Annotated in this window: 20 protein-coding genes; 14 read left to right on the forward strand and 6 right to left on the reverse strand. The window is 73.2% G+C overall.

Annotated features, from left to right (window positions below; all coding sequences use genetic code 11):
• Positions 1-62 precede the first annotated feature (62 nt).
• The 11 genes from FXF60_RS06965 (at position 63) to FXF60_RS07015 (ending at position 15625) form a co-directional block, all read left to right on the forward strand.
• Entirely contained in the window at positions 63-917 is an 855-nt protein-coding gene (locus tag FXF60_RS06965; RefSeq protein ID WP_151524851.1) for a class I SAM-dependent methyltransferase, read from the forward strand.
• Positions 893-2326, forward strand: a complete 1434-nt coding sequence (locus FXF60_RS06970) for an FAD-binding oxidoreductase (protein ID WP_192796642.1) — start codon at positions 893-895, stop codon at positions 2324-2326. The genes FXF60_RS06965 and FXF60_RS06970 overlap by 25 nt, the downstream gene beginning before the upstream one ends.
• Complete coding sequence (gene selA / locus FXF60_RS06975; protein WP_151524856.1) at positions 2323-3708, forward strand: L-seryl-tRNA(Sec) selenium transferase; 1386 nt, start codon at positions 2323-2325, stop codon at positions 3706-3708. Before FXF60_RS06970 ends, selA begins: the two co-directional genes overlap by 4 nt.
• A complete protein-coding gene (selB, locus tag FXF60_RS06980) occupies positions 3705-5408 on the forward strand; it encodes a selenocysteine-specific translation elongation factor (RefSeq protein WP_151524858.1) in 1704 nt (567 codons plus the stop codon). Before selA ends, selB begins: the two co-directional genes overlap by 4 nt.
• A gap of 99 nt (positions 5409-5507) precedes the next feature.
• The gene (gene selD / locus FXF60_RS06985) at positions 5508-6512 is read left to right on the forward strand and encodes a selenide, water dikinase SelD (RefSeq protein ID WP_151524860.1); all 1005 of its coding nucleotides are present in this window, start codon (positions 5508-5510) and stop codon (positions 6510-6512) included.
• 5 nt (positions 6513-6517) lie between these two features.
• Positions 6518-7951, forward strand: coding sequence for an aldehyde dehydrogenase family protein (locus FXF60_RS06990; protein ID WP_151524862.1), 1434 nt, complete (start codon positions 6518-6520; stop codon positions 7949-7951).
• A gap of 87 nt (positions 7952-8038) precedes the next feature.
• Positions 8039-8992 carry an ABC transporter ATP-binding protein gene (locus FXF60_RS06995; RefSeq protein WP_151524864.1) on the forward strand — a complete coding sequence of 318 codons (954 nt, stop codon included), beginning with the start codon at positions 8039-8041 and terminating at the stop codon, positions 8990-8992.
• Entirely contained in the window at positions 8992-9831 is an 840-nt protein-coding gene (locus tag FXF60_RS07000) for an ABC transporter permease (RefSeq protein ID WP_151524866.1), read from the forward strand. Before FXF60_RS06995 ends, FXF60_RS07000 begins: the two co-directional genes overlap by 1 nt.
• A 192-nt stretch (positions 9832-10023) precedes the next feature.
• Complete coding sequence (locus FXF60_RS07005) at positions 10024-13902, forward strand: multifunctional oxoglutarate decarboxylase/oxoglutarate dehydrogenase thiamine pyrophosphate-binding subunit/dihydrolipoyllysine-residue succinyltransferase subunit (RefSeq protein ID WP_238335754.1); 3879 nt, start codon at positions 10024-10026, stop codon at positions 13900-13902.
• 50 nt (positions 13903-13952) lie between these two features.
• Positions 13953-14951, forward strand: coding sequence for a GNAT family N-acetyltransferase (locus FXF60_RS07010; RefSeq protein WP_367889959.1), 999 nt, complete (start codon positions 13953-13955; stop codon positions 14949-14951).
• Positions 14948-15625 (forward strand): GDSL-type esterase/lipase family protein, encoded by a 678-nt coding sequence (locus FXF60_RS07015; RefSeq protein ID WP_151524873.1) that lies wholly within the window; start codon positions 14948-14950, stop codon positions 15623-15625. Before FXF60_RS07010 ends, FXF60_RS07015 begins: the two co-directional genes overlap by 4 nt.
• 19 nt (positions 15626-15644) lie before the next feature.
• Here the strand turns inward: FXF60_RS07015 and pheA are convergent, their stop codons facing one another.
• Positions 15645-16553, reverse strand: coding sequence for a prephenate dehydratase (pheA, locus tag FXF60_RS07020; protein WP_151524875.1), 909 nt, complete (start codon positions 16551-16553; stop codon positions 15645-15647).
• Between the two features lie 28 nt (positions 16554-16581).
• Positions 16582-18132: a sugar transferase gene (locus FXF60_RS07025; RefSeq protein ID WP_202879578.1), complete on the reverse strand. Its 1551-nt coding sequence runs from the start codon at positions 18130-18132 to the stop codon at positions 16582-16584.
• A gap of 225 nt (positions 18133-18357) precedes the next feature.
• Between FXF60_RS07025 and FXF60_RS07030 the strand changes: the two genes are divergently transcribed.
• Positions 18358-18762 carry a S24/S26 family peptidase gene (locus FXF60_RS07030; RefSeq protein WP_151524877.1) on the forward strand — a complete coding sequence of 135 codons (405 nt, stop codon included), beginning with the start codon at positions 18358-18360 and terminating at the stop codon, positions 18760-18762.
• Here the strand turns inward: FXF60_RS07030 and FXF60_RS07035 are convergent.
• The 4 genes from FXF60_RS07035 to FXF60_RS07050 are packed head-to-tail and all read right to left on the reverse strand — an operon-like array spanning position 18719 to position 22066.
• Positions 18719-19288 (reverse strand): arsenate reductase/protein-tyrosine-phosphatase family protein, encoded by a 570-nt coding sequence (locus FXF60_RS07035; RefSeq protein ID WP_151524879.1) that lies wholly within the window; start codon positions 19286-19288, stop codon positions 18719-18721. The genes FXF60_RS07030 and FXF60_RS07035 overlap by 44 nt on opposite strands.
• Positions 19285-19782 (reverse strand): tRNA (adenosine(37)-N6)-threonylcarbamoyltransferase complex ATPase subunit type 1 TsaE, encoded by a 498-nt coding sequence (gene tsaE, locus FXF60_RS07040; RefSeq protein ID WP_151524881.1) that lies wholly within the window; start codon positions 19780-19782, stop codon positions 19285-19287. The genes FXF60_RS07035 and tsaE overlap by 4 nt, the downstream gene beginning before the upstream one ends.
• Entirely contained in the window at positions 19779-20945 is a 1167-nt protein-coding gene (gene alr / locus FXF60_RS07045) for an alanine racemase (RefSeq protein ID WP_151524883.1), read from the reverse strand. The genes tsaE and alr overlap by 4 nt, the downstream gene beginning before the upstream one ends.
• On the reverse strand, positions 20942-22066 hold the full coding sequence (locus FXF60_RS07050) for a 3-isopropylmalate dehydrogenase (RefSeq protein WP_151524885.1): 1125 nt from the start codon (positions 22064-22066) through the stop codon (positions 20942-20944). Before FXF60_RS07050 ends, alr begins: the two co-directional genes overlap by 4 nt.
• 114 nt (positions 22067-22180) lie before the next feature.
• Between FXF60_RS07050 and leuC the strand changes: the two genes are divergently transcribed.
• Complete coding sequence (gene leuC, locus FXF60_RS07055; RefSeq protein WP_151524887.1) at positions 22181-23599, forward strand: 3-isopropylmalate dehydratase large subunit; 1419 nt, start codon at positions 22181-22183, stop codon at positions 23597-23599.
• A complete protein-coding gene (gene leuD / locus FXF60_RS07060) occupies positions 23599-24198 on the forward strand; it encodes a 3-isopropylmalate dehydratase small subunit (RefSeq protein WP_151524888.1) in 600 nt (199 codons plus the stop codon). The genes leuC and leuD overlap by 1 nt, the downstream gene beginning before the upstream one ends.
• Positions 24199-24302: the final 104 nt, after the last annotated feature.

Genomic DNA, 24302 nt, shown 5'->3' on the forward strand with positions numbered 1-24302 from the left:
GGACCAGCGACGACGCAAGGGGGTGCCGTGCCGTGCGCAGGGACCGGGCCAGTGTCACAGCCATGCTGATCGCGCTCAGCACCGTCTTCCTCTCCCGCCAGCCACGCGAGCGCCACCTGCTCCCGGCGGGGGCCGCCGCGAGCACCGAGGGCCTGCTGGAGGCGGTGGCTCCGAGGAGGCTGCGACTGATCCGCACCCTGGCGCGGCCGGTGCTGCGCAGCGGCGTGCACGGGCTGGAGCGCGCCGCCCTGCCGGGCATCCAGCGGCACTACGCGGCCCGCAAGCGCTACATCGACGACGCGGCACGGGCCTTCCTCTCCGACCCGGGCGGGCAGCTGGTCGTGGTCGGCGCCGGCCTGGACACCCTGGCGCTCCGGATCGCCCGGGAGCTCCCCGACGTCCGGTGCGTGGAGCTGGACCATCCCGCCACCTCGGCGGTGAAGCAGCGCGCGCTGGGCGGCGACGTCCCGTCCAACCTCGACCTGCTCCCGCTGCAGCTCGGCGAGGGGTCCCTGGCGCAGGTGCGCGGCCTGGACCGCACGCTGCCCACCTTCGTCGTCGTGGAGGGCCTGACGATGTATCTCTCCGAGCAGGCCGTGCAGGAGACCCTGCTGGCCTGCGCGCAGCTCCCCCCGGGCTCACAGGTCCTGTGGACGTTCATGGAGCCGGACCCGGGCGGCCGGCTGCGGTTCCACCACGCGGGGCGCGCCGTCGACGGCTGGCTGGACCACCAGGGCGAACCCTTCACCTGGGGTCTGCCGAGCGACGAGGTCACGGGCTTCGTGCGCCCGCTCGGGCTGGAGGTCCGGGCGGTGGCCACCGCGGCCGACCTGCGCAGGCACTACCTGCAGCCGCTGGGGATCAGCGGTGCACTCGCGGAAGGAGAGGTCCTGTGCCTGTGCCAGACGACCGGCTGACCCTCAACGACCTGCACTCGCGGCTCAACCCCACCCGGGTCCGCACCTTGCTGACGCCGACGTCCACGGAGGAGGTCGTCGCCGCGGTGCAGCGCGCGCGGGCGGAGGACTGCGCCGTGTCCGTGTGCGGCGGACGGCACGCGATGGGTGGGCAGCAGTTCGGGGAGGACGCCCTCCAGCTCGACCTGTCCGGACTCACCGCCGTCGGCGACCTCGACGCCGGGAGGGCCCTGGTGAGCGTCGGGGCGGGGATCCAGTGGCCCGAACTGCTGCTGGAGCTGGACCGCCGCTCGAGCGCGCTGGGCCTGTCCCCGCCGCTCACCTTCCGGCAGAAGCAGACCGGCGCGGACCGGCTGAGCCTCGGCGGCGCCCTGTCGGCCAACGTGCACGGCCGCGGCCTGCGCTTCAAGCCCTTCATCGACGACGTCGAGTCCTTCGTCCTGGTCGACGCCCAGGGCGAGGTCCGGCGCTGCTCCCGCACGACGGACCAGGAGCTGTTCCGGCTGGCCATCGGCGGCTACGGCCTGTTCGGGGTGATCACCGAGGTGACCCTGCGGCTGGTCCCCCGCCAGCACCTGCGCCGGGTCGTGGAGGTGGTCGACCTGAGCGAGGTGGCGCGCTCCCTCGACGACCGGCTGGCCCAGGGCTATACCTACGGCGACTTCCAGTTCGTCACCGATCCGGCCGCCCCCGGCTTCCTGGACCGCGGGGTGCTCGCCGCGTATGCGCCGGTGCCGGACGACACCCCGCTGACCGGGGACCCGGTCGAGCTCACCGCGGGTCGGTGGCAGGAGCTGCTGGCGCTCGCGCACTCCGACAAGGCACGGGCCTTCGACCTCTACGCCGAGCACTACCAGCGCACCGACGGGCAGGTCTACCGCTCCGACCTGCACCAGCTGGGCGTCTACGTCGACGGCTACCACGACGCCCTCGACGGGCCGGCGGCCAGCGAGATGATCACCGAGGTCTACGTCCCCCGGGCGCAGCTCACCTCCTTCATGCAGGCCTGCCGCGAGGACTTCCGGGCGCACGCCGTCGAGTGCATCTACGGCACGATCCGGCTCATCGAGCCCGACGACGAGAGCTTCCTCCCCTGGGCCCAGGGTCGGTGGGCGTGCATCATCGTCAACCTGCACGTGCAGCACGACCAGCCCGGCATCGAGAAGGCCGCCGAGGACTTCCGGCGGATCATCGACCGTGCCCTGGAGCGCGGCGGGTCCTTCTACCTCACCTACCACCGGTGGGCCACACGGGCCCAGCTGCTCGCCGCGCACCCGCGCCTCCCGGCCTTCCTGCAGCACAAGCACGAGCACGACCCGGAGGACCGGTTCCAGAGCGAGTGGTACCGCCACCTGCGGCGAACCCTGGAGGACGCACGACCCGACCCTGGTCCACAATCGAGCGGGTGAGGACCGAGGCAGGCGCGGGGCGCGAGCGGGACGACGACACGGACCCGCGCCGGCGCATACCCCCGCTCGACGTCGTGCTGCGCGACCCCGTGGTCGGCCCGCTCGCGGCCGAGCTCGGCCGGGAGCGCGCCCGGACGGTCGTCGTCGAGCTGCAGCGCCGGGCCCGGTCCGGCGACCTCGACCCCGGGCAGGTGCGGGAGGTGGCCGCCGAGCAGCTGGCCGCCCTCGTCGCCGCCCGTGGACCGCGACCCGTGATCAACGCCACCGGCGTCGTCGTCCACACCAACCTCGGGCGCGCGCCGTTGAGCGAGGCCGCGCGTGCCGCGCTGGTCGACGCCGCGGGCTACACGGACGTGGAGCTGGACCTGGCGACCGGCGAGCGGGGACGACGGGGCGGTGAGGTGCTCGACGCCCTGCGCGCCGCCGTCCCCGAGGCGGGCGACGCGATGGTCGTGGGGAACGGAGCCGCCGCGCTGCTCCTGGCCACCACCGCGCTCGCGGGCGGGGGCGAGGTCGTGGTCAGCCGCGGTGAGCTGGTGGAGATCGGGGACGGCTTCCGGCTCCCCGACCTGATCGAGTCGGGCGGGGCACGGCTGCACGAGGTGGGGACCACCAACCGCACGCACCTGCACGACTACGAGCAGGCGCTCGCGCGAGTCGCCTCCTCCGGTCACCCCGGTGCGCTGCTCAAGGTGCACCCCAGCAACTTCTGGGTGGACGGCTTCGTGAGCGACGTCCCGGTGGCACCTCTCGCGGAGCTGGCGCGCACCCACCGGCTGCCGCTGGTGGTGGACAACGGCAGCGGTCTGCTCGAGCCCGACCCGGCCCTGCCCGACGAGCCGGACGCCCGCACCGCCCTGCGCGACGGCGCCGGGCTGGTCACCGCGAGCGGCGACAAGCTCCTGGGGGGTCCGCAGGCCGGGATCATCCTGGGCGACGCCGAGCTCGTGGGCCGACTGCGGCGGCACCCGATGGCCCGGGCGCTGCGGGTCGACAAGCTCACGCTCGCAGCGCTCGGCGCGACGTTGCGTGACCGCGCGGCCACCCCGACCTCGGTCGCCCGTCGCGCCACCGCGGCAGGTCTGCGGACACGGGTCGAGCGGCTGGCCCGCGAGCTGAGCGACGCCGGGATCACCGCGCGGCCGGTGCCGCACGAGGGCCGCGTGGGCGGCGGCGGGGCACCGGGGGTGCCGCTGCCCGGCTGGGCGGTCGCCGTCCACGAGGGGCTGGCGGCCCGGCTCCGGCTGGGCCGCCCGGCCGTCCTGGCTCGGGTGCGGGACGGGAGCTGCCTGGTCGACCCGCGCTGCGTCCCACCGGAGCAGGACGAGGTGCTGCTGCGCGCCGTGCTCGACGCCGCCGGGGTGGACCCGGACCGACGATGACGGTGATCGCCACCGCGGGCCACGTCGACCACGGCAAGTCAGCGCTGGTGCACGCGCTGACCGGGATGGAGCCGGACCGGTGGGAGGCGGAGCGCCGCCGCGGTCTCACCATCGACCTCGGGTATGCCTGGACCACGCTGCCCGACGGGCGCACCGTGGCCTTCGTCGACGTCCCCGGGCACCGCCGCTTCATCGGCAACATGCTCAGCGGCATCGGCCCCGCGGCCGCCGTGCTCCTCGTCGTCTCCGCCGACGACGGCTGGAGCGCGCAGTCGACCGAGCACCTGCGCGCGGTGCATGCCCTGCGGCTCCGGCACGGCGTGCTCGCCGTCACCCGCGCCGACCTCGCCGACCCCGGGCCGACTCTGGCGCAGGCTCGCGAGCAGCTCTCGGGCACCAGCCTGGAGGGCATACCCGCGGTCGCGGTGTCCGCGCGCACCGGGCACGGCCTGGACCGGCTGCGGGAGCTGCTCGGCGCCTGCTGCTCAGCCCTGCCGACGCCTGCGGCGGACGCTCCGGTCCGCCTGTGGATCGACCGGGCGTTCACCGTCCACGGCGCGGGGACGGTGGTGACCGGCACGCTCCCGGCGGGAGCGGTCGAGGTCGGTATGCCGCTGCTGCTGACCTCTGCCGGTGACGCCGGCCCGCGCGAGGTCGTGGTGCGCGGGATCCACAGCCTGGGACGACCCGAGCAGCGGGTGGAGGGCGCCGCTCGCGTGGCGGTCAACCTGCGTGGTGTCGACCCGGACCAGGTGGGCCGCGGGCAGGCTCTGCTCGCGCCGGACCACCCGTGGTGGCTCACCGGCTCGAGCGACGTCCTCCTGGACGCGGACGCGCTCCCCGCCGAGGTGACGGCGCACGTCGGCACGGCGGCCAGGCCGGCCCGGCTGCGCACCCTCGAGGGTCGGTGGGCACGGCTGCGGACGGACCGGCCCGTCCCGCTCGGCGTCGGTGACCGGCTCATCCTGCGGGACCCGGGACGGGAGGGCGCCGTCGTGGGTGCTCGTGTGCTGGACCCGGTCGCACCTCCGCTGCGGCGCAACGGGGCCGCCCGGCGCCGGGCCGCCGCGCTGCAGGCGTCCGACGACCGGCACGGCGTGGCGGTGGCCGGACGCACCGTGTCCCGCGCCACCGCCGAGGCGTGGGTGGAGGAGCTGTCCGCGCTGGTGCGGCGCCGGGCGCAGACGGACCCGCTGGACCCCCGGCTGCCGCTCGCCCCGGCGCTGCGGGACCTGGGGCGGCGCACCGGGCTCCCCGATCGTCGGACGCTGGAGGCCGTCGTCGCGATGGCCGGCCTGGAGGTCCGCGACGAGCGGGTGGGTCCGGCGCGGGCGGCGGGGTCCGTGCCCGAGCCGGGCGAACCCCCGGCCCTGCGCGCGCTGCTGGACCGGCTGGCGCGGGATCCGCTGGACGCACCGACCCGGCCCGAGCTCGACGCGATGGGGATCGGCGGCCGCGAGATCGCGGCGGCCAGCGGTCGCGGCGCGCTGCTCCGGCTGCCCGGCGACGTGCTGCTCGGCCCGGAGGCCGCGGACCGGGCCGTGGACGCGCTCACCGACCTGGCCCAGCCGTTCACCACGAGCCAGGCCCGGGCCACGCTCGGGGTCAGCCGCAAGGTCGCCATCGCGCTGCTGGAGCACCTGGACGCGCGGGGGCATACCCGGCACGGGCCGGACGGCACCCGCTCCCTCACCACCTGAACGCCCACCCCGTCCCCTCCCGCAGAAGTGGACATAGCTATCTCGGGGACGGGCACCAGAAAGCTATGTCCACTTCTTCAGGTCTCTAGGGTTGGCGGTATGCCGACACCCACCCCGTCCCCGCGGCTCACCTCCCTGGCGGCCGGAGGTGGGTGCGCCTGCAAGATCCCGGCCGAACGCCTCGAGCGGCTGGTCGCCGACCTCCCGACCGCGCCACCGGGAGGGCCGCTGCTGGTGGGGCTGGAGCACGGGGACGACGCTGCGGCGGTGCGCCTCGACGGGGAGCTCGCGGTGCTCTCCACCGCCGACTTCTTCACCCCGGTCGTGGACGACCCGGTCGACTGGGGCCGGATCGCCGCGGCCAACGCGCTCTCCGACGTCTACGCCATGGGCGGGGCGCCGGTCCTGGCGATCAACCTGCTCGGCTGGCCGGCGGACCTGGACGACGAGATCGCCGGGGAGGTGCTGCGGGGCGGGGCCATGGTCGCCGAGGAGGCAGGCTGCCCGCTCGCGGGCGGTCACTCGATCACCGCCCCGGAGCCGCTCTACGGCCTCGCGGTCACCGGGACGGCCAGGGCGGACGCCCTCATCCGCAACGACGCGGCGCGACCCGGACTCCCGATCACCCTGACCAAGCCGCTCGGGAGCGGCATCCTGGGCAACCGGCACGGCCGGACGGGCGAGGTCTTCGAGCAGGCGGTCAGCACGATGACCACCCTCAACCGCCAGGCCTCGGAGGCCGCCGTGACGGCCGGCGTGCGGGCCGGCACGGACGTCACCGGGTTCGGGCTGCTGGGGCACCTGTGGAAGCTGTGCCGTGCCTCCGGCGTGGGCGCGGACATCGACGTCCGGTCGGTGCCTGCGATCGAGGGCGCGCGCGAGAGCCTGGCGGCGGGCTACCTGCCCGGGGGGAGCCGACGCAACCTGGACTGGGTCCGCCCGCACCTGGGCGTCGGCAGCGGCGTGACGCAGGACGACCTGCTGCTGCTCGCCGACGCGCAGACCAGCGGAGGGCTGCTCCTCGTCGGGGAGGTGCCCGACGGCGTCGGCACCCTGATCGGTCGCACGCGTCGCGCCGCCGGCCCCGCGATCGGCCTACGGTGAGCGCTATGCCGGACACCACCCTCCCCGTCGTCGGCGGCGCCGAGATCGAGATCGCCGCCGGGCAGACCTACGACAACATCGACCCCGCGGACGGCTCGGTCCTCGGCCGGGTGGCCCGCTCCGGCCCGGCCGAGGTCGAGCTGGCGGTGCGGGCCGCCGCCGGCGCGCAGCCCGGGTGGGCGGAGACCCCGCCGGAGCAGCGGGCCGACACGCTGACCCGGCTGGCGGACCTGGTGGACCGCGACCGGGAGCAGCTGGCCCGCACCGAGTCGCAGGACACCGGCAAGCCCCTGTCGCAGGCCCGCGCCGACGCCACGGTCGCCGCGCGCTACTTCCGCTACTACGGGCGGGTGATCGAGGCGGCCTACGGCCACAGCATCCCGCTGGGTCCGGACCTGCACGCCTACACCCGGCACGAGCCCTACGGCGTCGTCGGGAGCGTGGTCGCCTGGAACTACCCGCTGCAGCTGGCCTCACGATCGATGGCGGCGGCCGCCGCGACCGGGAACTGTGTCGTCCTCAAGCCCGCCGACGAGACTCCCCGCACCGCGGTCGCGCTCGCGATGCTGGCGACCGAGGCCGGGCTGCCCGACGGGGTGGTCAACGTCGTCCCCGGCCTGGGCGCCGAGGCCGGTGCCGCGCTCACCGCGCATCCGGAGGTGGCGCACCTGGGCTTCGTCGGTTCCACCGAGACCGGGCGTGCGGTCGCCCGGGCGGCGGCCGACCGGGTCGTCCCCGCGGTGCTCGAGCTCGGCGGCAAGTCGGCCCACGTCGTCTTCCCCGACGCCGATCTCGACGCCGCCGCAGCAGCCATCACGCGCAGCATCCTGCAGAACGCCGGCCAGACCTGCTCCGCCGGCTCCCGCCTGGTGGTGCACTCCTCGGTCCGCGCCGAGCTGGTCGCCGCCATCGCCGAGCGCTTCCGCTCCACCACCCTCGGCCGCGGGCTGGACGACCCCGACCTCGGTCCGCTGGTCTCCACCCGGCAGCAGGACCGGGTCCGGGGCTTCGTCGAGGGCGCCCGCACCGGGGAGCTCGTCGTGGGCGGGACCGCACCGGACGACCGGCCCGAGGGCGGCGCCTTCTGGCTGCCGACGCTCATCGACGGCGTGGACCCGGCCGAGCCGATCGCGCAGGAGGAGGTCTTCGGCCCGGTGCTCGTCACCACCCCGTTCCAGGACGAGGAGGAGGCGCTCGCCCTGGCCAACGGCACGGCCTACGGGCTGATCGCGGCCCTGTGGACCCAGGACCTGACGCGCGCCCACCGGCTCGCCGCGGCGCTCGAGGCCGGCCAGGTCTTCGTCAACACCTTCGGCGCCGGCGGCGGGGTCGAGCTCCCGTTCGGCGGGGTCAAGGCGTCCGGCTACGGCCGGGAGAAGGGGATCGAGGCGCTGTCCGCCTTCACCCAGACCAAGACCGTCGTGGTGCGCCTGGGCTGAGGTCCGTCTCAGGGATGACGGGTGCCTCGTGCAGATTCCGTCCGAGGTCGGATGCCCGCGCCCGGCGGTGGCTGGTTGACTGCTGGCATGACGACACGATCAGAGGGGACCGGGATCAGCGTCCAGGGACTCACCAAGAAGTTCGGGGACTTCACCGCCGTCGACGACCTCAGCTTCGAGGTCGCACCGGGACGGGTCACGGGCTTCCTGGGCCCGAACGGCGCCGGCAAGACGACGACCCTACGCATGCTGCTCGGCCTGATCCGGCCGACCGCCGGTGAGGCCCTCATCGGGGGTCGGCGGTATGCCGAGCTGCCCCAGCCCATGTCCACGGTCGGGTCGGCGCTGGAGGCCACCGGCTTCCATCCCGGCCGCAGCGGCCGCAACCACCTGCGCGTGCTCGCCGCGACCCACGGCATACCGGACAGCCGCGTCGACGAGCTGCTCGACCTGGTGGGCATCCCTGCCGCCGCCCGCAAGAAGGCGGGCGGCTACTCGATGGGGATGCGCCAGCGCCTGGGCCTGGCGGCCGCGCTCCTCGGCGACCCCGACGTGCTGCTGCTGGACGAACCGGCCAACGGGCTGGACCCGGAGGGCATCCGCTGGATGCGCGGCTTCATGCGCCACCTCGCCGCCGAGCAGGGCAAGACCGTGCTGGTCAGCTCGCACCTGCTGGGCGAGGTCGAGCAGACGGTGGAGGACGTCGTCATCATCGCCAACGGGCGGCTGGCCCGCCGCGGGACGATGGACGAGCTGCACGGCGACCCGGCCGTCCTGGTGCGCACCAGCGACCCCGGGGCGCTCGGGCACGCCCTCGAGAGCGCCGGGCTGAGCGCCGCGCTGGACCAGGAGCAAGGACCGGACGCCCTCCGGGTCGGGACCGGCGACCTGCGACAGGTGGGCGACATCGCCCTCGCCGCCGGCCAGCCGGTCCACGAGCTGCGCCCGCTGCGCACCGACCTCGAGCGGCTCTTCCTGGAGCTGACCGAGTCGCCCGAGCACCGCAACCGCAACCTCTCGACCGGGCAGGAGGCCGCCTGATGATCTCGCTCGTGCGCGCGGAGCTGCGCAAGTACTTCACCACCCGGCTGGCCTGGTCCATGCCGCTGGCGATGGCCGTCCTCGGCGCGCTCTTCGCCGCCCTGCAGGGTTTGTTCCTCGCCGTCATCGGCGAGTTCCCCTCCCCGGACGGCACGATGATCGAGCCCGCGGCGATGTTCGGAGAGGACGCCGTCGCGCGGCTGGTCTACACCGGTGCCGTGCAGATGGGCTACCTGCTCGCCCTCGTGCTGGGCATCCTGTCGATGAGCGGGGAGTTCCGGCACAAGACCATCACCGCGACCCTGCTGGCCGCGCCCCGCCGGGGCCAGCTCATCGGCGCCAAGCTCGCCTCCATCGTGGTGGTCGTCGCCGTCAACGCGCTGGCCTTCACGGCCGGCAGCATCCTGGGCGGGGCGATCACGCTGAGCATCGGTGACCTGCCGCTCTTCCCCGACCCGGGCGGGCTGCTGGCCACCTTCGCGCGGATGGTCCTGGTGCTGGTGCTCTGGGGTCTGATGGGCTTCGGTCTGGGCGTGCTCATCCCGAACCAGGTCGTGGCCCTCTTCGTCGGCGTGGGCGTGACGTTGCTGGTCGAGCCGCTGCTCGGCCTCGGCATCACCTTCGTCGACCAGCTCGCGGACGCGTCGAAGTACTTCCCCAGCCAGGCCAGCATGAGCGCCCTCGACCTCTTCGCAGGGATCGACCCCAGCCTGGCGCAGTCGCTGGGTGGCTCCGAGGACGCGTTGAGCTGGTGGGTGGCCACCCTGGTCCTGCTCGGGTATGCCGCGGTGATGGCGGCCCTGGGCTGGATCCTCACCGCGCGCCGGGACATCGCCTGACCGCACCTGCGCCGCCCCGGCCCACCTCCTGCGATCCACTCCGGCAGGCGATAGGCTGAGGGCCGGCGCGTGCGCTGGTCGGCGCGCGTGCGGCAGTCCCCGGATGTGAGATGAGGCGCAGACCCCGTGGCCAACCCGCAGAGCAGCGACACCACCGTCGACTTCGGAGCCAACGAATGGCTCGTCGAGGAGATGCGTGAGCTCTTCGACCAGGACCCGGGATCGGTAGACCCTGCCTGGCGTCGATACTTCGAGGGCGCCGCCCCCAGCCCCAACGGCAGCGGACCGGGCTCGTCGGCCCAGGCCGACGGTGGTTCGGCGGCGAAGGCTGCCCCGAGCCGGGCCGGGAGCACCGAGGAGCGGCCGGCCCGGCGCACGGCGGGGCCCAAGGTCGCGCCGGCCCCGCCCCGGAAGAAGAGCGCTCCGGCACAGAGCGGCTCCGAGGCCGCGGGCTCGGCCAAGAACCAGGGCAAGGACACCCAGGAGACCAAGGCCACGGCGGCGAAGGCCAAGGCCGAGGAGAAGGACAAGGCCGAGGAGGAGGACAAGGACAAGGCCGCCGCGGCCACCGCCACGGACGCCCCCGCCAAGGACAAGGACGGCGAGGGCAGCCCGGCCAAGGACGACACGAAGAAGGGGCCGATGTCGCGGGAGGCCCCGGCACCGAAGAAGGGTGGCCCCCAGGAGGACGTCACCCTCGTGCCGCTGCGCGGTGCCGCCGCCCGCGTGGTCTCCAACATGGACACCTCGCTCGAGGTGCCCACGGCCACGAGCGCGCGCAACCTCCCGGCCAAGCTGCTCATCGACAACCGCACGGTGATCAACAACCACCTCGCCCGCAGCCGCGGTGGCAAGGTCAGCTTCACCCACATCATCGGCTACGCGATGGTGCGCGCCCTGAAGTCGATGCCGGCGATGAACAACGGGTTCACCGTGGAGAACGGCAAGCCGACCCTGGTCGAGCCGGCGCACATCAACCTGGGCCTGGCCATCGACGTCCCCAAGTCCGACGGGACCCGCCAGCTCCTGGTGCCGAGCATCAAGAGCGCCGAGGGCATGAGTTTCTACGACTTCTGGAGCGCCTACGAGAAGGTCGTGCGCAAGGCCCGGGACGGCAAGCTCACCATCGACGACTTCCAGGGCACCACGATCAGCCTCACCAACCCGGGGGGCATCGGCACCCTGCACTCCGTGCCGCGGCTGATGAAGGGCCAGGGGACGATCATCGGTGTCGGCTCCCTGGACTACCCCGCCGAGTGGCAGGGCGCCGCGACCGAGCGGATCGTGGCCACGGGCGTCAGCAAGATCCTGACCCTCACCTCGACCTACGACCACCGGATCATCCAGGGCGCGCAGTCCGGCGAGTTCCTCAAGATCATGCACCAGCTCCTGCTCGGGCAGGACGGCTTCTACGACGACATCTTCACCTCGCTGCGGATCCCGTACGAGCCGATCCGGTGGAACCCCGACATCTCGGCGACCCACGACGACGACATCTCCAAGCCGAGCCGCATCCAGGAGCTGATCCACGCCTACCGCGTCCGTGGTCACCTCATGGCGGACACCGACCCGCTGGAGTACCGCCAGCGTCGGCACCCCGACCTGGCCATCGAGAACCACGGGCTGACCCTCTGGGACCTCGACCGCGAGGTGCCCACCGGCGGGTTCGGCGGCAAGCCCCGGCTCAGCCTGCGGCGCATCCTGGGCATCCTGCGCGACACGTACTGCCGCACAATCGGCATCGAGTACATGCACATCCAGGACCCCGAGCAGCGCGAGTGGTTCCAGAAGAAGCTCGAGGTCCCCTTCGAGAAGCCGGCCCCGGCCGAGCAGCTGCGGATCCTGCGTCGGCTGAACGCCGCGGAGGCCTTCGAGACCTTCCTGCAGACCAAGTTCGTCGGCCAGAAGCGGTTCAGCCTCGAGGGCGGGGAGTCGGTCATCGCGCTGATGGACAAGGTCCTGAACCGCGCCGCCGACGACGGTCTCACCGAGGTGACGATCGGGATGCCGCACCGCGGTCGGCTGAACGTCCTCGCCAACCTGGCGGGCAAGTCCTACGGGCAGATCTTCCGCGAGTTCGAGGGCAAGCAGTCCCCCGGGTCGGTGCAGGGCTCCGGTGACGTGAAGTACCACCTCGGCACCGAGGGTGAGTTCACCACGGAGGACGGCAAGACCACCCGCGTCTACCTCGCGGCCAACCCCTCCCACCTGGAGGCGGTGAACCCGGTGCTCGAGGGCATCACCCGGGCAAAGCAGGACCGGAACGCCCGGGACACCGGAGCCGACCCGTCCACGGTGATGCCGGTGCTGATGCACGGCGACGCGGCCTTCGCCGGCCAGGGCGTGGTGCTGGAGACGATGCAGATGTCCCAGCTCCCGGCATACCGCACGGGCGGGACGCTGCACGTCGTCATCAACAACCAGGTCGGGTTCACGACCGCCCCGCAGCACTCGCGCTCCTCGGTCTACTGCACCGACCTGGCCCGGACCGTGCAGGCGCCGATCTTCCACGTCAACGGGGACGACCCCGAGGCCGTCGTGCGGGTCGCCGAGCTGGCCTACGAGTTCCGCCAGGAGTTCGGCAAGGACGTCGTCATCGACCTGGTCTGCTACCGGCGCCGCGGCCACAACGAGGGCGACGACCCCTCGATGACCCAGCCGCTGATGTACGACCTCATCGAGGCCAAGCGCTCGGTCCGCAAGCTCTACACCGAGTCGCTCATCGGCCGTGGCGACATCACGGTCGACGAGGCCGAGGCGGCGCTGCGCGACTACCAGAAGCAGCTCGAGAACGTCTTCACCGAGACCAAGAAGGCGCTCAAGGGCGAGGGCGACGGCAGCGAGGGCCTGGAGCGCCCGCACGCCCAGGACGAGGGTGACATGGCTGCCCCGCAGCGCCCGACCGCCATCCCCGTGGAGACGGTCACCGCGATCGGGGACTCCTTCGGGAGCCCGCCGGAAGGGTTCACGGTCCACCCGAAGCTCGCCAAGCTGCTCACCTCCCGCCAGGAGATGGCCAGCAAGGGCGGCATCGACTGGGGGATGGCCGAGCTGCTCGCCTTCGGCTCGCTGGTGATGGACGGCACGCCGGTGCGGCTCGTGGGCCAGGACAGCCGGCGCGGCACCTTCGTCCAGCGGCACGCGGTGCTCACCGACAACGTCACGGCCGCGAACTGGACGCCGCTGCACGGGTTGTCCGAGGACCAGGCCCGGTTCGAGGTCTACGACTCGCTGCTCTCCGAGTTCGCGGCGATGGGCTTCGAGTACGGCTACTCGGTCGAGAACACCGACACCCTCGTGCTGTGGGAGGCGCAGTTCGGCGACTTCGCGAACGGCGCCCAGACGGTGATCGACGAGTTCATCTCCTCCTCCGAGCAGAAGTGGGACCAGCGCAGCTCGGTCGTGCTCCTCCTGCCGCACGGGTACGAGGGCCAGGGGCCGGACCACTCCTCGGCGCGGATCGAGCGCTACCTGCAGCAGTGCGCCGAGGACAACATGATGGTGGCCTACCCCTCCACGCCGGCCTCCTACTTCCACCTCCTCCGCGCGCACTCCACCGCTCGCCCGCGCCGCCCGCTGATCGTCTTCACCCCGAAGGCGATGCTGCGGCTCAAGGCCGCAGCCAGCAGCATCGAGGACATCACCGACGGCACCTTCGAGCCGGTGCTGCCCGACCGGGTCGAGCTGGACAACGACAAGGTCGAGCGGGTGCTGCTGGCCTCCAGCAAGCTGGTCTACGACCTCGAGGACGAGCGCGCCAAGCGCGAGGACGAGTACACGGCGATCCTGCGGATCGAGCAGCTCTACCCCGTCGCGGGTCGGCAGCTGGCCGCCCTCACCTCGCAGTACCCCAACGCGGAGCTGGTGTGGGTGCAGAACGAGCCCAAGAACCAGGGCGCGTGGCCGTTCATGGCGCTGAACCTGCCCGAGGCGCTGGCCCGGCACGGGGAGGAACGCCCGCTGCGGGTGGTCAGCCGTCCCGCGTCGGCGTCACCGGCCACCGGGTCGGCCAAGGTGCACGCGGTCGAGCAGTCCGCCCTGCACGACGAGGCCTTCTCCGCGCGCGCATGAGGGACGCCGCGACGGGACCGGCACCGCTGCCGGACGGTTTCTCTGCCTCGGTGCCGCAGGACGAGGACATCGACGACCTGGTGCGGCTGCTGCGCCGCCACGAGCGCGAGGCGCGCGGGTGGCCAGGGGCGCAGAGCGACACGGTGCTGGCCGAGGTCAGCGGGCGCGGTGCGAGCACCCACCGGCACCAGATGGTGCGCGACCGTGAGGGCAACGCCCGCGCCTGGCTGAGCCTGCACGACCGGGCCGCCGGACGCGTCCTGGTCGGGGTCACGCTGGACCCGGACCTGCCGGACGCCGAGGCGGACCCGCTGGCCGAGTGGGCCTTCACCCGGGTGGAGGAGCTCGGTCGCGAGCTGCTCGGCGAGCGCGGCATGCAGCGCACCCAGCTGGACTCCGGCGCCTTCGCCGACGACCACCGCCAGCAGCGGTGGCTCCGGGCGCACGGCTACGACCACGTCCGCGACTGGTGGCAGATGACCCGGGCCGTGGACCCCGAGGTCGATGCCGAGCCGCCGGAGCTGCGCGAGGGTGTCCAGATCTCCCGGGTCCGCCAGGACGACGATGTCGGCATGCCCGCCGAGGAGGACCTGCGTGCCGTGCACCTGGTGCTGGAGCAGTCCTTCGCCGACCACTTCAACTCCTACCGGGAGACGTTCGAGGAGTTCGTCTCGCGGTTGCGCGAGGACCCGGGCCACCGGTGGGACCACTGGTGGCTGGCCACGGTCGACGGCGAGCCGGCCGGCGCCGTGGTGGCCTCGATCAGCCGTGGCAGCGTGGGGCAGGAGGGCACCGCGTCCCCGGACAGCTCCTACATCGACTACATCGGGGTGCACCGGCGTGCCCGCGGGCGTGGCGTGGCCAAGGGCCTGCTCCGGACGGTCATCGCCGACGCCGCGGCCCGGGGACGGGCCTCGGTGGAGCTGGAGGTCGACGCCGACTCCCCGACCGGCGCCGACGGGCTCTACCGCTCGCTCGGCTGGGAGACGAAGTACGTCACCCAGTCCTGGCACCGGGCCCTGACCGACGATCCGAGAGGTGACCAGTGAGCAGCGGCGAGCGCGAGAGCCGGACGGAGCTGGAGTACACCCCCAGCGCGGACTTCCAGGTCCCGGACGGCCCCCGGGACGTCGGCCTGTGCTTCGTGGGGGACGGCTTCGTCGCCGGGTACGGCGACCCGAAGGCGCTGGGCTGGGTCAACCGGGTCGTCGGACGCACGGACACGACCAGCAGCGACCCCGGCAGCTCCCTCACCAGCTACAACCTCGGGGTGCGCGGCGCCACGTCGGCGGACGTCATGAACCGCTGGCGCACCGAGTGCCCCGCACGCTGGCAGGGTCGCTCCGAGCGCCGACTGGTGATCGGGGTCGGCGCCGAGGACGTCGCCCAGGAGATCACGACGGCTCGCTCGCGGCTCAACCTCGCCAACGTCCTGGACGAGGCCAGTTCCACCGGGATCTCGACCTTCGTGGTCGGCCCCACGCCGACCCTCGACGCCGAGGTGAACCAGCGGATCCAGGTCCTCGCGGACGCGCTGGCGGACGTCTGCTCGCGGCGCGGCGTCCCCTTCGTCGACTGCTTCGCCCCGCTGCTGAGCCACGACCAGTGGCAGTCCGACCTCGCGGCGGGTGACACGGTCCACCCCGGCCAGGCCGGCTACGGCCTGATGGCCTGGTTGGTGCTCAACGGCGGCTGGACCCGCTGGCTCCAGCTGGAGGACTGAGCACCGACCTGCGACGACCTCAGAGGTCGTCCAACCAGGCCCGTGCCTCGGCATACGCCTGGTCGTCGGCGTGCACCGGCACGGCCTGAGCACGGCCGTCCGCCCGGGGGTAGGAGCCGAGGAAGCGCACGTCCCGGCAGGTCCGCCGCAGCCCGAGCATCGCCTCCCCCATCCGGTCCTCGGACAGGTGACCGTCCGCGTCGATCCAGAAGCAGTACTCCCCCAGACCCTCGCCCGTCGGTCGTGACTCCAGACGTGTCAGGTCGATGCCGCGCACGGCGAACTGCTCGAGCAGCTCCAGCAGCGCCCCGGGTCGGTTCTGCCAGATGAGCGCCACCAGCGTGGTGCGGTCTGCGCCGGTCGCCGGCGGCACCGGGGCCCCGCTGCGCAGGACCACGAAACGTGTCTTGGCATCGGCCCGGTCGGCGATCCGCTCGGCCACCGGCACCAACCCGTAGGCGGCACCGGCCTCCGGGGAGGCGATCGCCGCGGCGTAACGGCCCTCCGCGACCGCCTCGGCCGCGCGGGCCGTCGAGGACTCGTGCACCACCTCGACCGTCGGCAGGTGCTGCGCCAGCCACTCCCGGGTCTGCGCCGCCGCATGAGGGTGGGTGGCGATCTGGCGCACCTGGTCCAGGGTCGTCCCCTCCGGCGCCAGCAGGCTGAACTGCACCTCCACGAGCAGCTCCTGGACGATCCGCACCAGGGGGTCGTCCAGGAGGGCCTGCAGCGTGGCGGGCACCGAGCCCTCCACGGAGTTCTCGAAGGGCACCACGGCCGCCTGGACCTCGCCGTCGCGCAGTGCTCCGACGACGGCGGAGACCGTGGCCAGGGGGACCGGCTCGTGCTGCCGCTGCGGATCCCACTGGCGCACGGCCTGCTCGGTGAAGGTGCCGGCCGGGCCGAGGTAGGCGACGCGGGTGCTCACCCGGGAACCCTAGCCCAGCGCGGTCCGCTCAGTAGGCGCCGCTCCCCGAGCTGAGCACGACGCGGACCGTCCGCCACATGATCATCACGTCGAGGATCGGGTTCCAGTTCTCGACGTAGTACAGGTCGAGCCGGACCGCCTCCTCCCAGGAGAGGTCGCTGCGCCCGCTGATCTGCCAGAGCCCGGTCATCCCCGGACGCACGAGCAGCCTCCGGCGCGTGTCCGCGGCGTACTCGGCGACCTCGCGGGGCAGCGGCGGACGCGGGCCCACCAGGCTCATCTCGCCGCGCAGCACGTTGAGCAGCTGCGGGAGCTCGTCCAGCGAGTAGCGCCGGATGAAGGCGCCGACACGGGTGACCCGGGGGTCCCGCTGCATCTTGAACATCGGCCCGGCGCCCTCGTTGGCGTCCGCGAGCTCGGCCAGCCGCTCCTCGGCGTCGAGCACCATGCTGCGGAACTTGAACATGGAGAAGCCCTGGCCGTCCTGGCCCACGCGCTCCTGGCGGAACAGCACCGGACCGCGGTCCTCCAGCTTGACCGCCAGCGCGACCGCGAGCATCACCGGAGCAGCCAGCAGCGTGACCGCGAGAGCCGCGAGCCGGTCCATGACGTTCTTCAGGACGCGCTCCGGCCCGACGAAGCGCGGCGCCTCGACGTGGATCAGCGGGAGACCCTGCACCGGCCGGGTGAGGACCCGGGGTCCGGCGACGTCCATGATGCCCGGCGCGACCACCAGGTCGATGTCGGTGGCCTCGAGGGCCCAGCCGAGCTGCCGGAGACCGGTGGTCCCGAGACCTGCCGAGGAGGACACCGCGACGACATCCACGTGGTGGTCCATCGCCTGGAGCAGGACGTCCGCCTCCCGCCCGAGGACCGGCACGCCCCTGACCTCTCCCTCGGCGTCGTCGACGCAGGCGCCGAGGACGTTGTAGCCGGCATCGGGGGCGCGGCGCAGGGCCGAGACCAACCCGGCGACGTGGCTCTTGTCGCCGACCAGGATGACCCGGTCGGAGAGCTTGCCCTTCTTGCGCCGGCTGACCAGCCAGCGACGCGCGGACCAGCGGCCACCGAGCAGCAGCAGCGTGCCGAGCGGGAAGGCGAGCAGCACGAAGCCGCGGGCGAACTCGATGCGGAACGCGAAGCCGATGATGGCGAGCGCCGCGAAGACCCACATGGACGCCTGGAAGACCTGCCGGTACTCCTGGACCCCGTGGCCCACGGTGCGTCCGTCGTAGGCGCGCTGGACGTGCAGCGAGACGATCCACGCCACCCCGAGCGCGACGGCGATGTAGACGTATCCGATGCCCGAGACCTCACGCATCGACTCGTCCAGCCCGAAGCGGGTGACGTAGGCGGCCAGGACCGCCGCGACCACCATCGCCAGGTCCAGCACCTTCAGCGACCTCAGGTAGGTCCCGAGGTAGCGGCGGGCGCGGTGCGGGGTCCTGCGCCCGCCGTGCGGATGTCCGTTGACGTCCCGGAGCGCGTCCGGGATGACGAACGGGTAGGGGTCAGCGACATGCGCTTGCGACTGCCCTTCGGGCAGCTCTCGTACTGCTGTGCCTGCGATCACGGTCACGGCGATCCCGTCCTGTTCCCTGCAAATTCCCTGCACCTGACAGACGCCTTGCCCCTGCGCGGCGTCCTTACCAAATCTTTACCTACTTCTCAGTAAAGCACCATCCAGGCATCCCGTCTACCCCTGCCGACAGATCATGTCCGCATCATGGTCACCGGATGAACCCCCACAGTTCACTTCCGGCGCGTCCCTGCACTATCCCTGCGTGGGCCTACCCTACCGCGTGTGACACGTCCGCGCGCACATCTGAGCCCGCTGGGGCTGGCCCGCGTCTCCGGCGCCTCGATGCTCCCGTCGCTGGCTCCCGGCGACCGGGTCGTGGTGCGGCACGGCGCCCCGGCCCGACCCGGGTCGGTCGTGGTCGTCCGGCTCCCGGACGACGGCACGGGCCGCGCCCGCCCGTTGGCGGTCAAGCGCCTCGCCGGCATCCGCGAGGACGGCGCGCTCTGGGTGCTCTCCGACGGCCACGGGACCGACTCCCGGGTGCTCGGCCACCTGCACCCGTCCGCCCTGGTCGCGGTCGCGCTGCTGCGGCTGCCGCGATGGCGACCGCGTCGCGCGCCGCTCCTGCTCCGGCGCCGCCCGGTCAGCAGCCCAGGGCACGGGACAGCGGCGGAAGGACCTCGCTGACCTGCTGACGGAGCTCGTCGTAGACCGCGTCCGACTGCCGGAAGGGGTCGACGAGTCCGTCCCCGACGGCTCGGGTCGCGCCCGCCCTGGCCTGGCGCGCCCGCTCCGTCAGCCGCTCGAGCGCGGCACCAGGGTCGTCCCACGAGGGGAGGTCGTCGTCGGGGATGGCCTGGACCAGATGGGCGAACTCCTGCACCGTGAAGGTCCGGCGCAGGGCGCGGGGATGGAGCTGGACGACAGCAGACCGGTGCTCCGGTGTGGCCGCGAGCACCAGCGACGCACCCGACACGATCTCCTCGGTCAACCGACGGGCGCGGAAGCCCTCGTGGTCCCCGCCCAGGTCGACGAGGAGCCGGGCCGAGCGTTCGTCCATGCCCGACCCCACGAGGGCCCTGGTCCCTGCGGAGCGCACCTCGATCCGCCCCGCGCCGTGGGACCGGTCCACCCCGCGCTGCAGGAGTCGCTCCAGCAGCGGTGACCGGCAGACGTTGCCGGTGCAGACGGTCAGGACGGTGGGCGTGCTCATCTGTCTCCCTCGGTCACGAGCGGGTCTGCCGCCCAACGGTCTCCGACCGCGCGCAGGACGGCCACGCGCGACTGCTCGTCCGGGTCCTCGCTGGCGGAGCGCCGCAGCAGCACCTCGAGCCGGTCCTCGGACAGGCTCTCGGCCAGCCCCTCGCCCCACTCGACCACCGTGACCGCCTCGTCCAGGGAGGTGTCCAGGTCCAGGTCGTCCAGCTCGGCACCTCCGGAGAGCCGGTAGGCGTCGACGTGGACCAGCTCCGGTCCCCCGGTCAGCGAGGGGTGCACCCGGGCGATGACGAAGGTCGGCGAGGTGATCGGCCCCCGGACCCCCAACCCCTCGGCCAGCCCCTGGGCGAACGTCGTCTTGCCGGCCCCCAGGTCTCCCGTCAGCACCACCAGGTCCCCGGCGCGCAGGGTCCGGCCGACGTCCCGCCCCAGCTCCCGGGTGTCGTCCGCCGTGGGCAGGCTCCGGCCGGACCCGTCTCCGGGGCTCACCGGCCGCTCGCCCCCACATACTCCCGAGGGACACGGTGCCCGATGCGGCTGACGATCTCGTAGCTGATCGTGCCCACCGCATCGGCCCAGTCCTGGGCGGTGGGCTCGCCGTCCGCGCCGGCCCCGAAGAGCACCACCTCCTCGCCGTCGGAGACCTCCAGGTCGCCGACGTCGACCATGAACTGGTCCATGCACACGCGTCCGGAGATCGCCAGGCGCCGTCCCCGCACCTGGACCGGGCCCACTCCCGAGGCGTGACGCGGGATGCCGTCGGCATACCCCACCGGGACGTCGATGACCGTGGTCTCGGCGGAGGGGGCGTAGGCGTGACCGTAGGACACCCCCTGCCCAGCCCGGATGCGCTTGGCCAGCACCGACGTCGCGGTCACCCGCATCGCCGGGCGCAGCCCGAAGTCCTGCGCGGACCCGACGTCGGGGACGGGGGTGAGCCCGTAGACGGCCAGGCCCGGCCGCACCATGTCCCACGCCGCCCCCTTCGCCGTCAGCGTCGCCGCGGAGTTGGACAGGTGGCGGACCTCGGGCCGCAGGCCCGCACCCTCCGCGGTCGCGACCGCGTCCGCGAAGGCCTCCTGCTGGGCCCGGACCGTGGGGTGGGAGGGCGCGTCGGCGTAGGCGAAGTGGCTGAAGACGCCGCGCACCTGCACCACCCCCTCGGCCTCCAGCGCAGCGGCCTGCTGCACCAGGTCGGCCCAGTCGGTGCGGGCACCGGGCCGCAGCGGGAGGGCATATGCACCGTTGCGGCCCAGACCGGTGTCCGCCTTGAGCTGGATGGTCGCCGTGGTGCCGATCGCCCGAGCCGCGGCCGCCACCGCGTCCAGCGTCCAGGACGCGGAGGCGGCGACCTCCACCTCGGCCTGCACCAACGGTGCGAGGTCGGTGCCCGGGGCCGTGAGCCAGCACAGCAGGGGGGCACCGATGCCCGCAGAGCGCAGCTCCAGCGCCTCACCCGGTTGCGCCACCCCCAGCGCCGCCGCACCACCGGCGAGCGCCGCCCGCGCGCACGGCACCAGTCCGTGGCCGTAGGCGTCGGCCTTCACCACGGCCATGACCTCCGCGGCGCCCGCCCGCTCCCGCAGCACGCCGACGTTGTGCGCGACGGCGTCCAGGTCGACGGTCGCCCGCGCCGGGTAGAGCTCGCTCACGCAGACCTCACCTGCGCCAGCTGCCCCATCAGGCTGCCCGCGACCGGTGCGCCGGTGGAGTCGGCCACGGTCGCCGCCACCCGTGCCCCGAGCTCCTCGGTGCTCGCACCCATCGACGCCCCCGCGAGCGCAGGGAGCTGGGCGAGGACGGACGCGGTCGCGTCCTCGACCGCCGCAGCGGCCTCCCCCTCGCCGAGGTGCCCCAGCAGCAGCGCGAGGGACAGGCACGCCCCGGCGGGGTTGGCCCACCCCTTCCCGGCGATGTCGGGAGCCGATCCGTGGATCGGCTCGAACATGCTGGTGCCGGTGCCCTCGAGATTGAGGTTGCCGCTGGCGGCGACGCCCAGACCCCCCTGCACGACGGCACCGAGGTCGGTGACGATGTCGCCGAAGAGGTTGTCCGTGACGACCACGTCGAAGCGCTCCGGGGTCACGGGCAGGTGCATGCACATCGCGTCGACGTGGACGTAGTCGGTCTCGACGTCCGGGTACCGCTGCCCCACCTCCTCCAGCACGTCGAGCCACAGCGACCCGGCCTCCACCAGCACGTTGGTCTTGTGGCACAGCGTCAACCTGCCGCGGCGCACCGACGCGAGCCGGTAGGCGAAGTCCACGGCGCGCTCCACGGCATACCAGGTGTTGATCGACTCCTGCACCGCCGTCCGGGCGGGCGTCCCGCGGTGCACGGTGCTGCCCTGGCCGACGTAGGCGCCCTCGGTGTTCTCCCGGACCACCACCAGGTCGCACCGCTGCGGGGTGAGGCCGGCGATGGGGGTGGGGACCCCGGGGTAGAGCCGCACCGGGCGCAGGTTCACCGCCTGGCGCATGGCCGCCCGCAGCGCGAGGATGATGCCGCGTTCCAGGATGCCGGGCCGCACCTTCGGGCTGCCGATCGCGCCGAAGAGGATCGCGTCGTGCCCCCGCAGCTGCGCGACCGTCTCGTCGGTGAGCAGCTCGCCCGTCTCCAGGTAGTGCTCCGCGCCCAGCGGCACCTCCGAGCGCTCGGTGGTGAAGCCGAAGCGGTCCTGGGCGGCGTCCAGGACCTGCAGCGCGGCCCGGGTGACCTCAGGACCGACACCGTCGCCCGGGAGCACGGCGAGGGAATGCGAGCGGGTGGGCACAGGGCGACCTCCGTGACGCGACGTCAACAGCTGGGCTTACAGTTGAGACGCATTGTCTCTCACCCGCCGCGCCGGCCAGATGGAAGGGGTCGAACCGTGTCCGACACGTCAGGAATGACTCTGGCCGAGAAGCTCTGGGCCCAGCACGTCGTGCGCTCCGTGGACGGCGAGCCCGACCTGCTCTACATCGACCTGCACCTGGTGCACGAGGTGACCAGCCCGCAGGCCTTCGACGGGCTGCGGGAGAAGGGCCGCCCGGTGCGCCGCCCGGACCTGACCCTCGCGACCGAGGACCACAACGTCCCCACGACCCTGGGCCCGGTGACCGACCTGACGTCGCGGACCCAGCTCGAGGCGTTGAAGGCGAACTGTGACGAGTTCGGCATCGTGCACCACGAGCGGGGGCACCGGGGCCAGGGCATCGTCCACGTCATCGGGCCCGAGCTCGGGCTCACCCAGCCCGGCATGACGATCGTCTGCGGCGACAGCCACACCTCGACGCACGGCGCCTTCGGGGCGCTCGCCTTCGGCATCGGCACCTCCGAGGTGGAGCACGTGCTGGCCACCCAGACACTGCCCCTGCGACCGTTCCGCACCATGGCGATCACCGTGGAGGGGACGCTGCCCGACGGGGTCGGCGCCAAGGACATCATCCTGGCCGTCATCAACCGGATCGGGACCGGCGGAGGCCAGGGCTACGTCCTCGAGTACCGCGGCCCGGCGATCGAGGCGTTGTCCATGGAGGGCCGGATGACGATCTGCAACATGTCGATCGAGGCGGGGGCACGCGCGGGCATGGTGGCGCCGGACGAGACGACCTTCGCCTACCTGCGTGGACGACCGCACGCGCCGACGGGTGCCGACTGGGACGCCGCCGTCGACGCCTGGCGCCAGCTGCGCACCGACGACGACGCCGTCTTCGACGCCGAGATCGTCATCGACGGCGAGGAGCTCTCTCCCTACGTCACCTGGGGCACCAACCCCGCGCAGTCGGTGCAGCTCGGGCAGTCCGTGCCCGACCCGCAGACCGCCGGGGACGACGACGCGCAGGACGCCGCGCGCCGGGCGCTGACCTACATGGGCCTGGAGGCGGGGACGCCGATGCGGGAGATCGGGGTCGACGCCGTCTTCCTCGGGTCGTGCACCAACGGCCGGATCGAGGACCTGCGGCTCGCGGCCGACATCCTGCGGGGGCGCACGATCGCGCCCGGCGTGCGGATGCTCGTGGTCCCCGGGTCGCACGCGGTGCGGCAGCAGGCGGAGACCGAGGGGCTGGACCAGGTGTTCCTCGACGCCGGTGCGGAGTGGCGGCTCGCCGGCTGCTCGATGTGCCTGGGCATGAACCCCGACCAGCTCTCCCCGGAGGAGCGCTGCGCCTCCACCAGCAACCGGAACTTCGAGGGCCGCCAGGGCGCCCGCGGCAGGACCCACCTCGTCTCGCCCGCGGTGGCCGCCGCGACGGCGGTCCGCGGCACGCTGTCCAGCCCCGTCGACCTCACCCCGACCGATGCGCCGCAGGGGGCCCTGGTCTGATGGAACCGTTCACCACGCATACCGGGATCGGCGTGCCGATGCGCCGCTCCAACGTCGACACCGACCAGATCATCCCGGCGCACTGGCTCAAGCGCGTCTCCCGGACCGGCTTCGAGGAGGGACTCTTCTCCCGGTGGCGCGAGGACCCCGGGTTCGTGCTCAACACCGAGCCGTATGCCCGTGGCTCGGTGCTGGTCGCCGGTCCCGACTTCGGCACCGGGTCCAGCCGGGAGCACGCGGTCTGGGCGCTGCAGCAGTTCGGCTTCCGGGCGGTGCTGTCCAGCAAGTTCGCCGACATCTTCCGCGGCAACTCCGGCAAGCAGGGCCTGCTCACGGCCGAGCTCGACCAGGGCGACATCGAGCTGATCTGGAAGCAGCTCGAGGCCGAGCCGGGCACCGAGGTGACGGTGGACCTGCCCGCGCGCAGCGTCGTCTGCGGCGACGTGACGGCCGGCTTCCGGGTCGACGACTACGTGGCCTGGAGGCTGGAGAACGGCCTGGACGACATCTCGCTCACGCTGCAGCACGACGAGGACATCGCCGGCTACGAGCAGCAGCGACCGGGGTGGAAACCCACGGTGACCGCCGCCGTCGACTGAGCCGACGGCATACCGCAGCACCGTCCCAGTTGACGCAGCGTCATGGCGGTGGGCTACAGTGCCAGATGATGATGCACCTGCTCCTCCTCGGCTGCCGCAGCGAG

This window comes from Serinicoccus kebangsaanensis (genome assembly GCF_008919445.1).
Classification (GTDB): Bacteria; Actinomycetota; Actinomycetes; order Actinomycetales; family Dermatophilaceae; genus Ornithinicoccus; species Ornithinicoccus kebangsaanensis.

Excerpts from the sequence above, each read along its gene's own strand:
- selD (WP_151524860.1), top strand. The coding sequence starts at position 5,508 with ATGCCGACACCCACCCCGTCCCCGCGGCTCACCTCCCTGGCGGCCGGA.
- FXF60_RS07035 (WP_151524879.1), bottom strand. The coding sequence starts at position 19,288 with ATGAGCACGCCCACCGTCCTGACCGTCTGCACCGGCAACGTCTGCCGG.
- FXF60_RS07005 (WP_238335754.1), top strand. The coding sequence starts at position 10,024 with ATGCGTGAGCTCTTCGACCAGGACCCGGGATCGGTAGACCCTGCCTGG.
- FXF60_RS07000 (WP_151524866.1), top strand. The coding sequence starts at position 8,992 with ATGATCTCGCTCGTGCGCGCGGAGCTGCGCAAGTACTTCACCACCCGG.
- FXF60_RS06965 (WP_151524851.1), top strand. The coding sequence starts at position 63 with ATGCTGATCGCGCTCAGCACCGTCTTCCTCTCCCGCCAGCCACGCGAG.
- FXF60_RS06995 (WP_151524864.1), top strand. The coding sequence starts at position 8,039 with ATGACGACACGATCAGAGGGGACCGGGATCAGCGTCCAGGGACTCACC.
- leuD (WP_151524888.1), top strand. The coding sequence starts at position 23,599 with ATGGAACCGTTCACCACGCATACCGGGATCGGCGTGCCGATGCGCCGC.
- leuC (WP_151524887.1), top strand. The coding sequence starts at position 22,181 with ATGACTCTGGCCGAGAAGCTCTGGGCCCAGCACGTCGTGCGCTCCGTG.
- FXF60_RS06990 (WP_151524862.1), top strand. The coding sequence starts at position 6,518 with ATGCCGGACACCACCCTCCCCGTCGTCGGCGGCGCCGAGATCGAGATC.
- selB (WP_151524858.1), top strand. The coding sequence starts at position 3,705 with ATGACGGTGATCGCCACCGCGGGCCACGTCGACCACGGCAAGTCAGCG.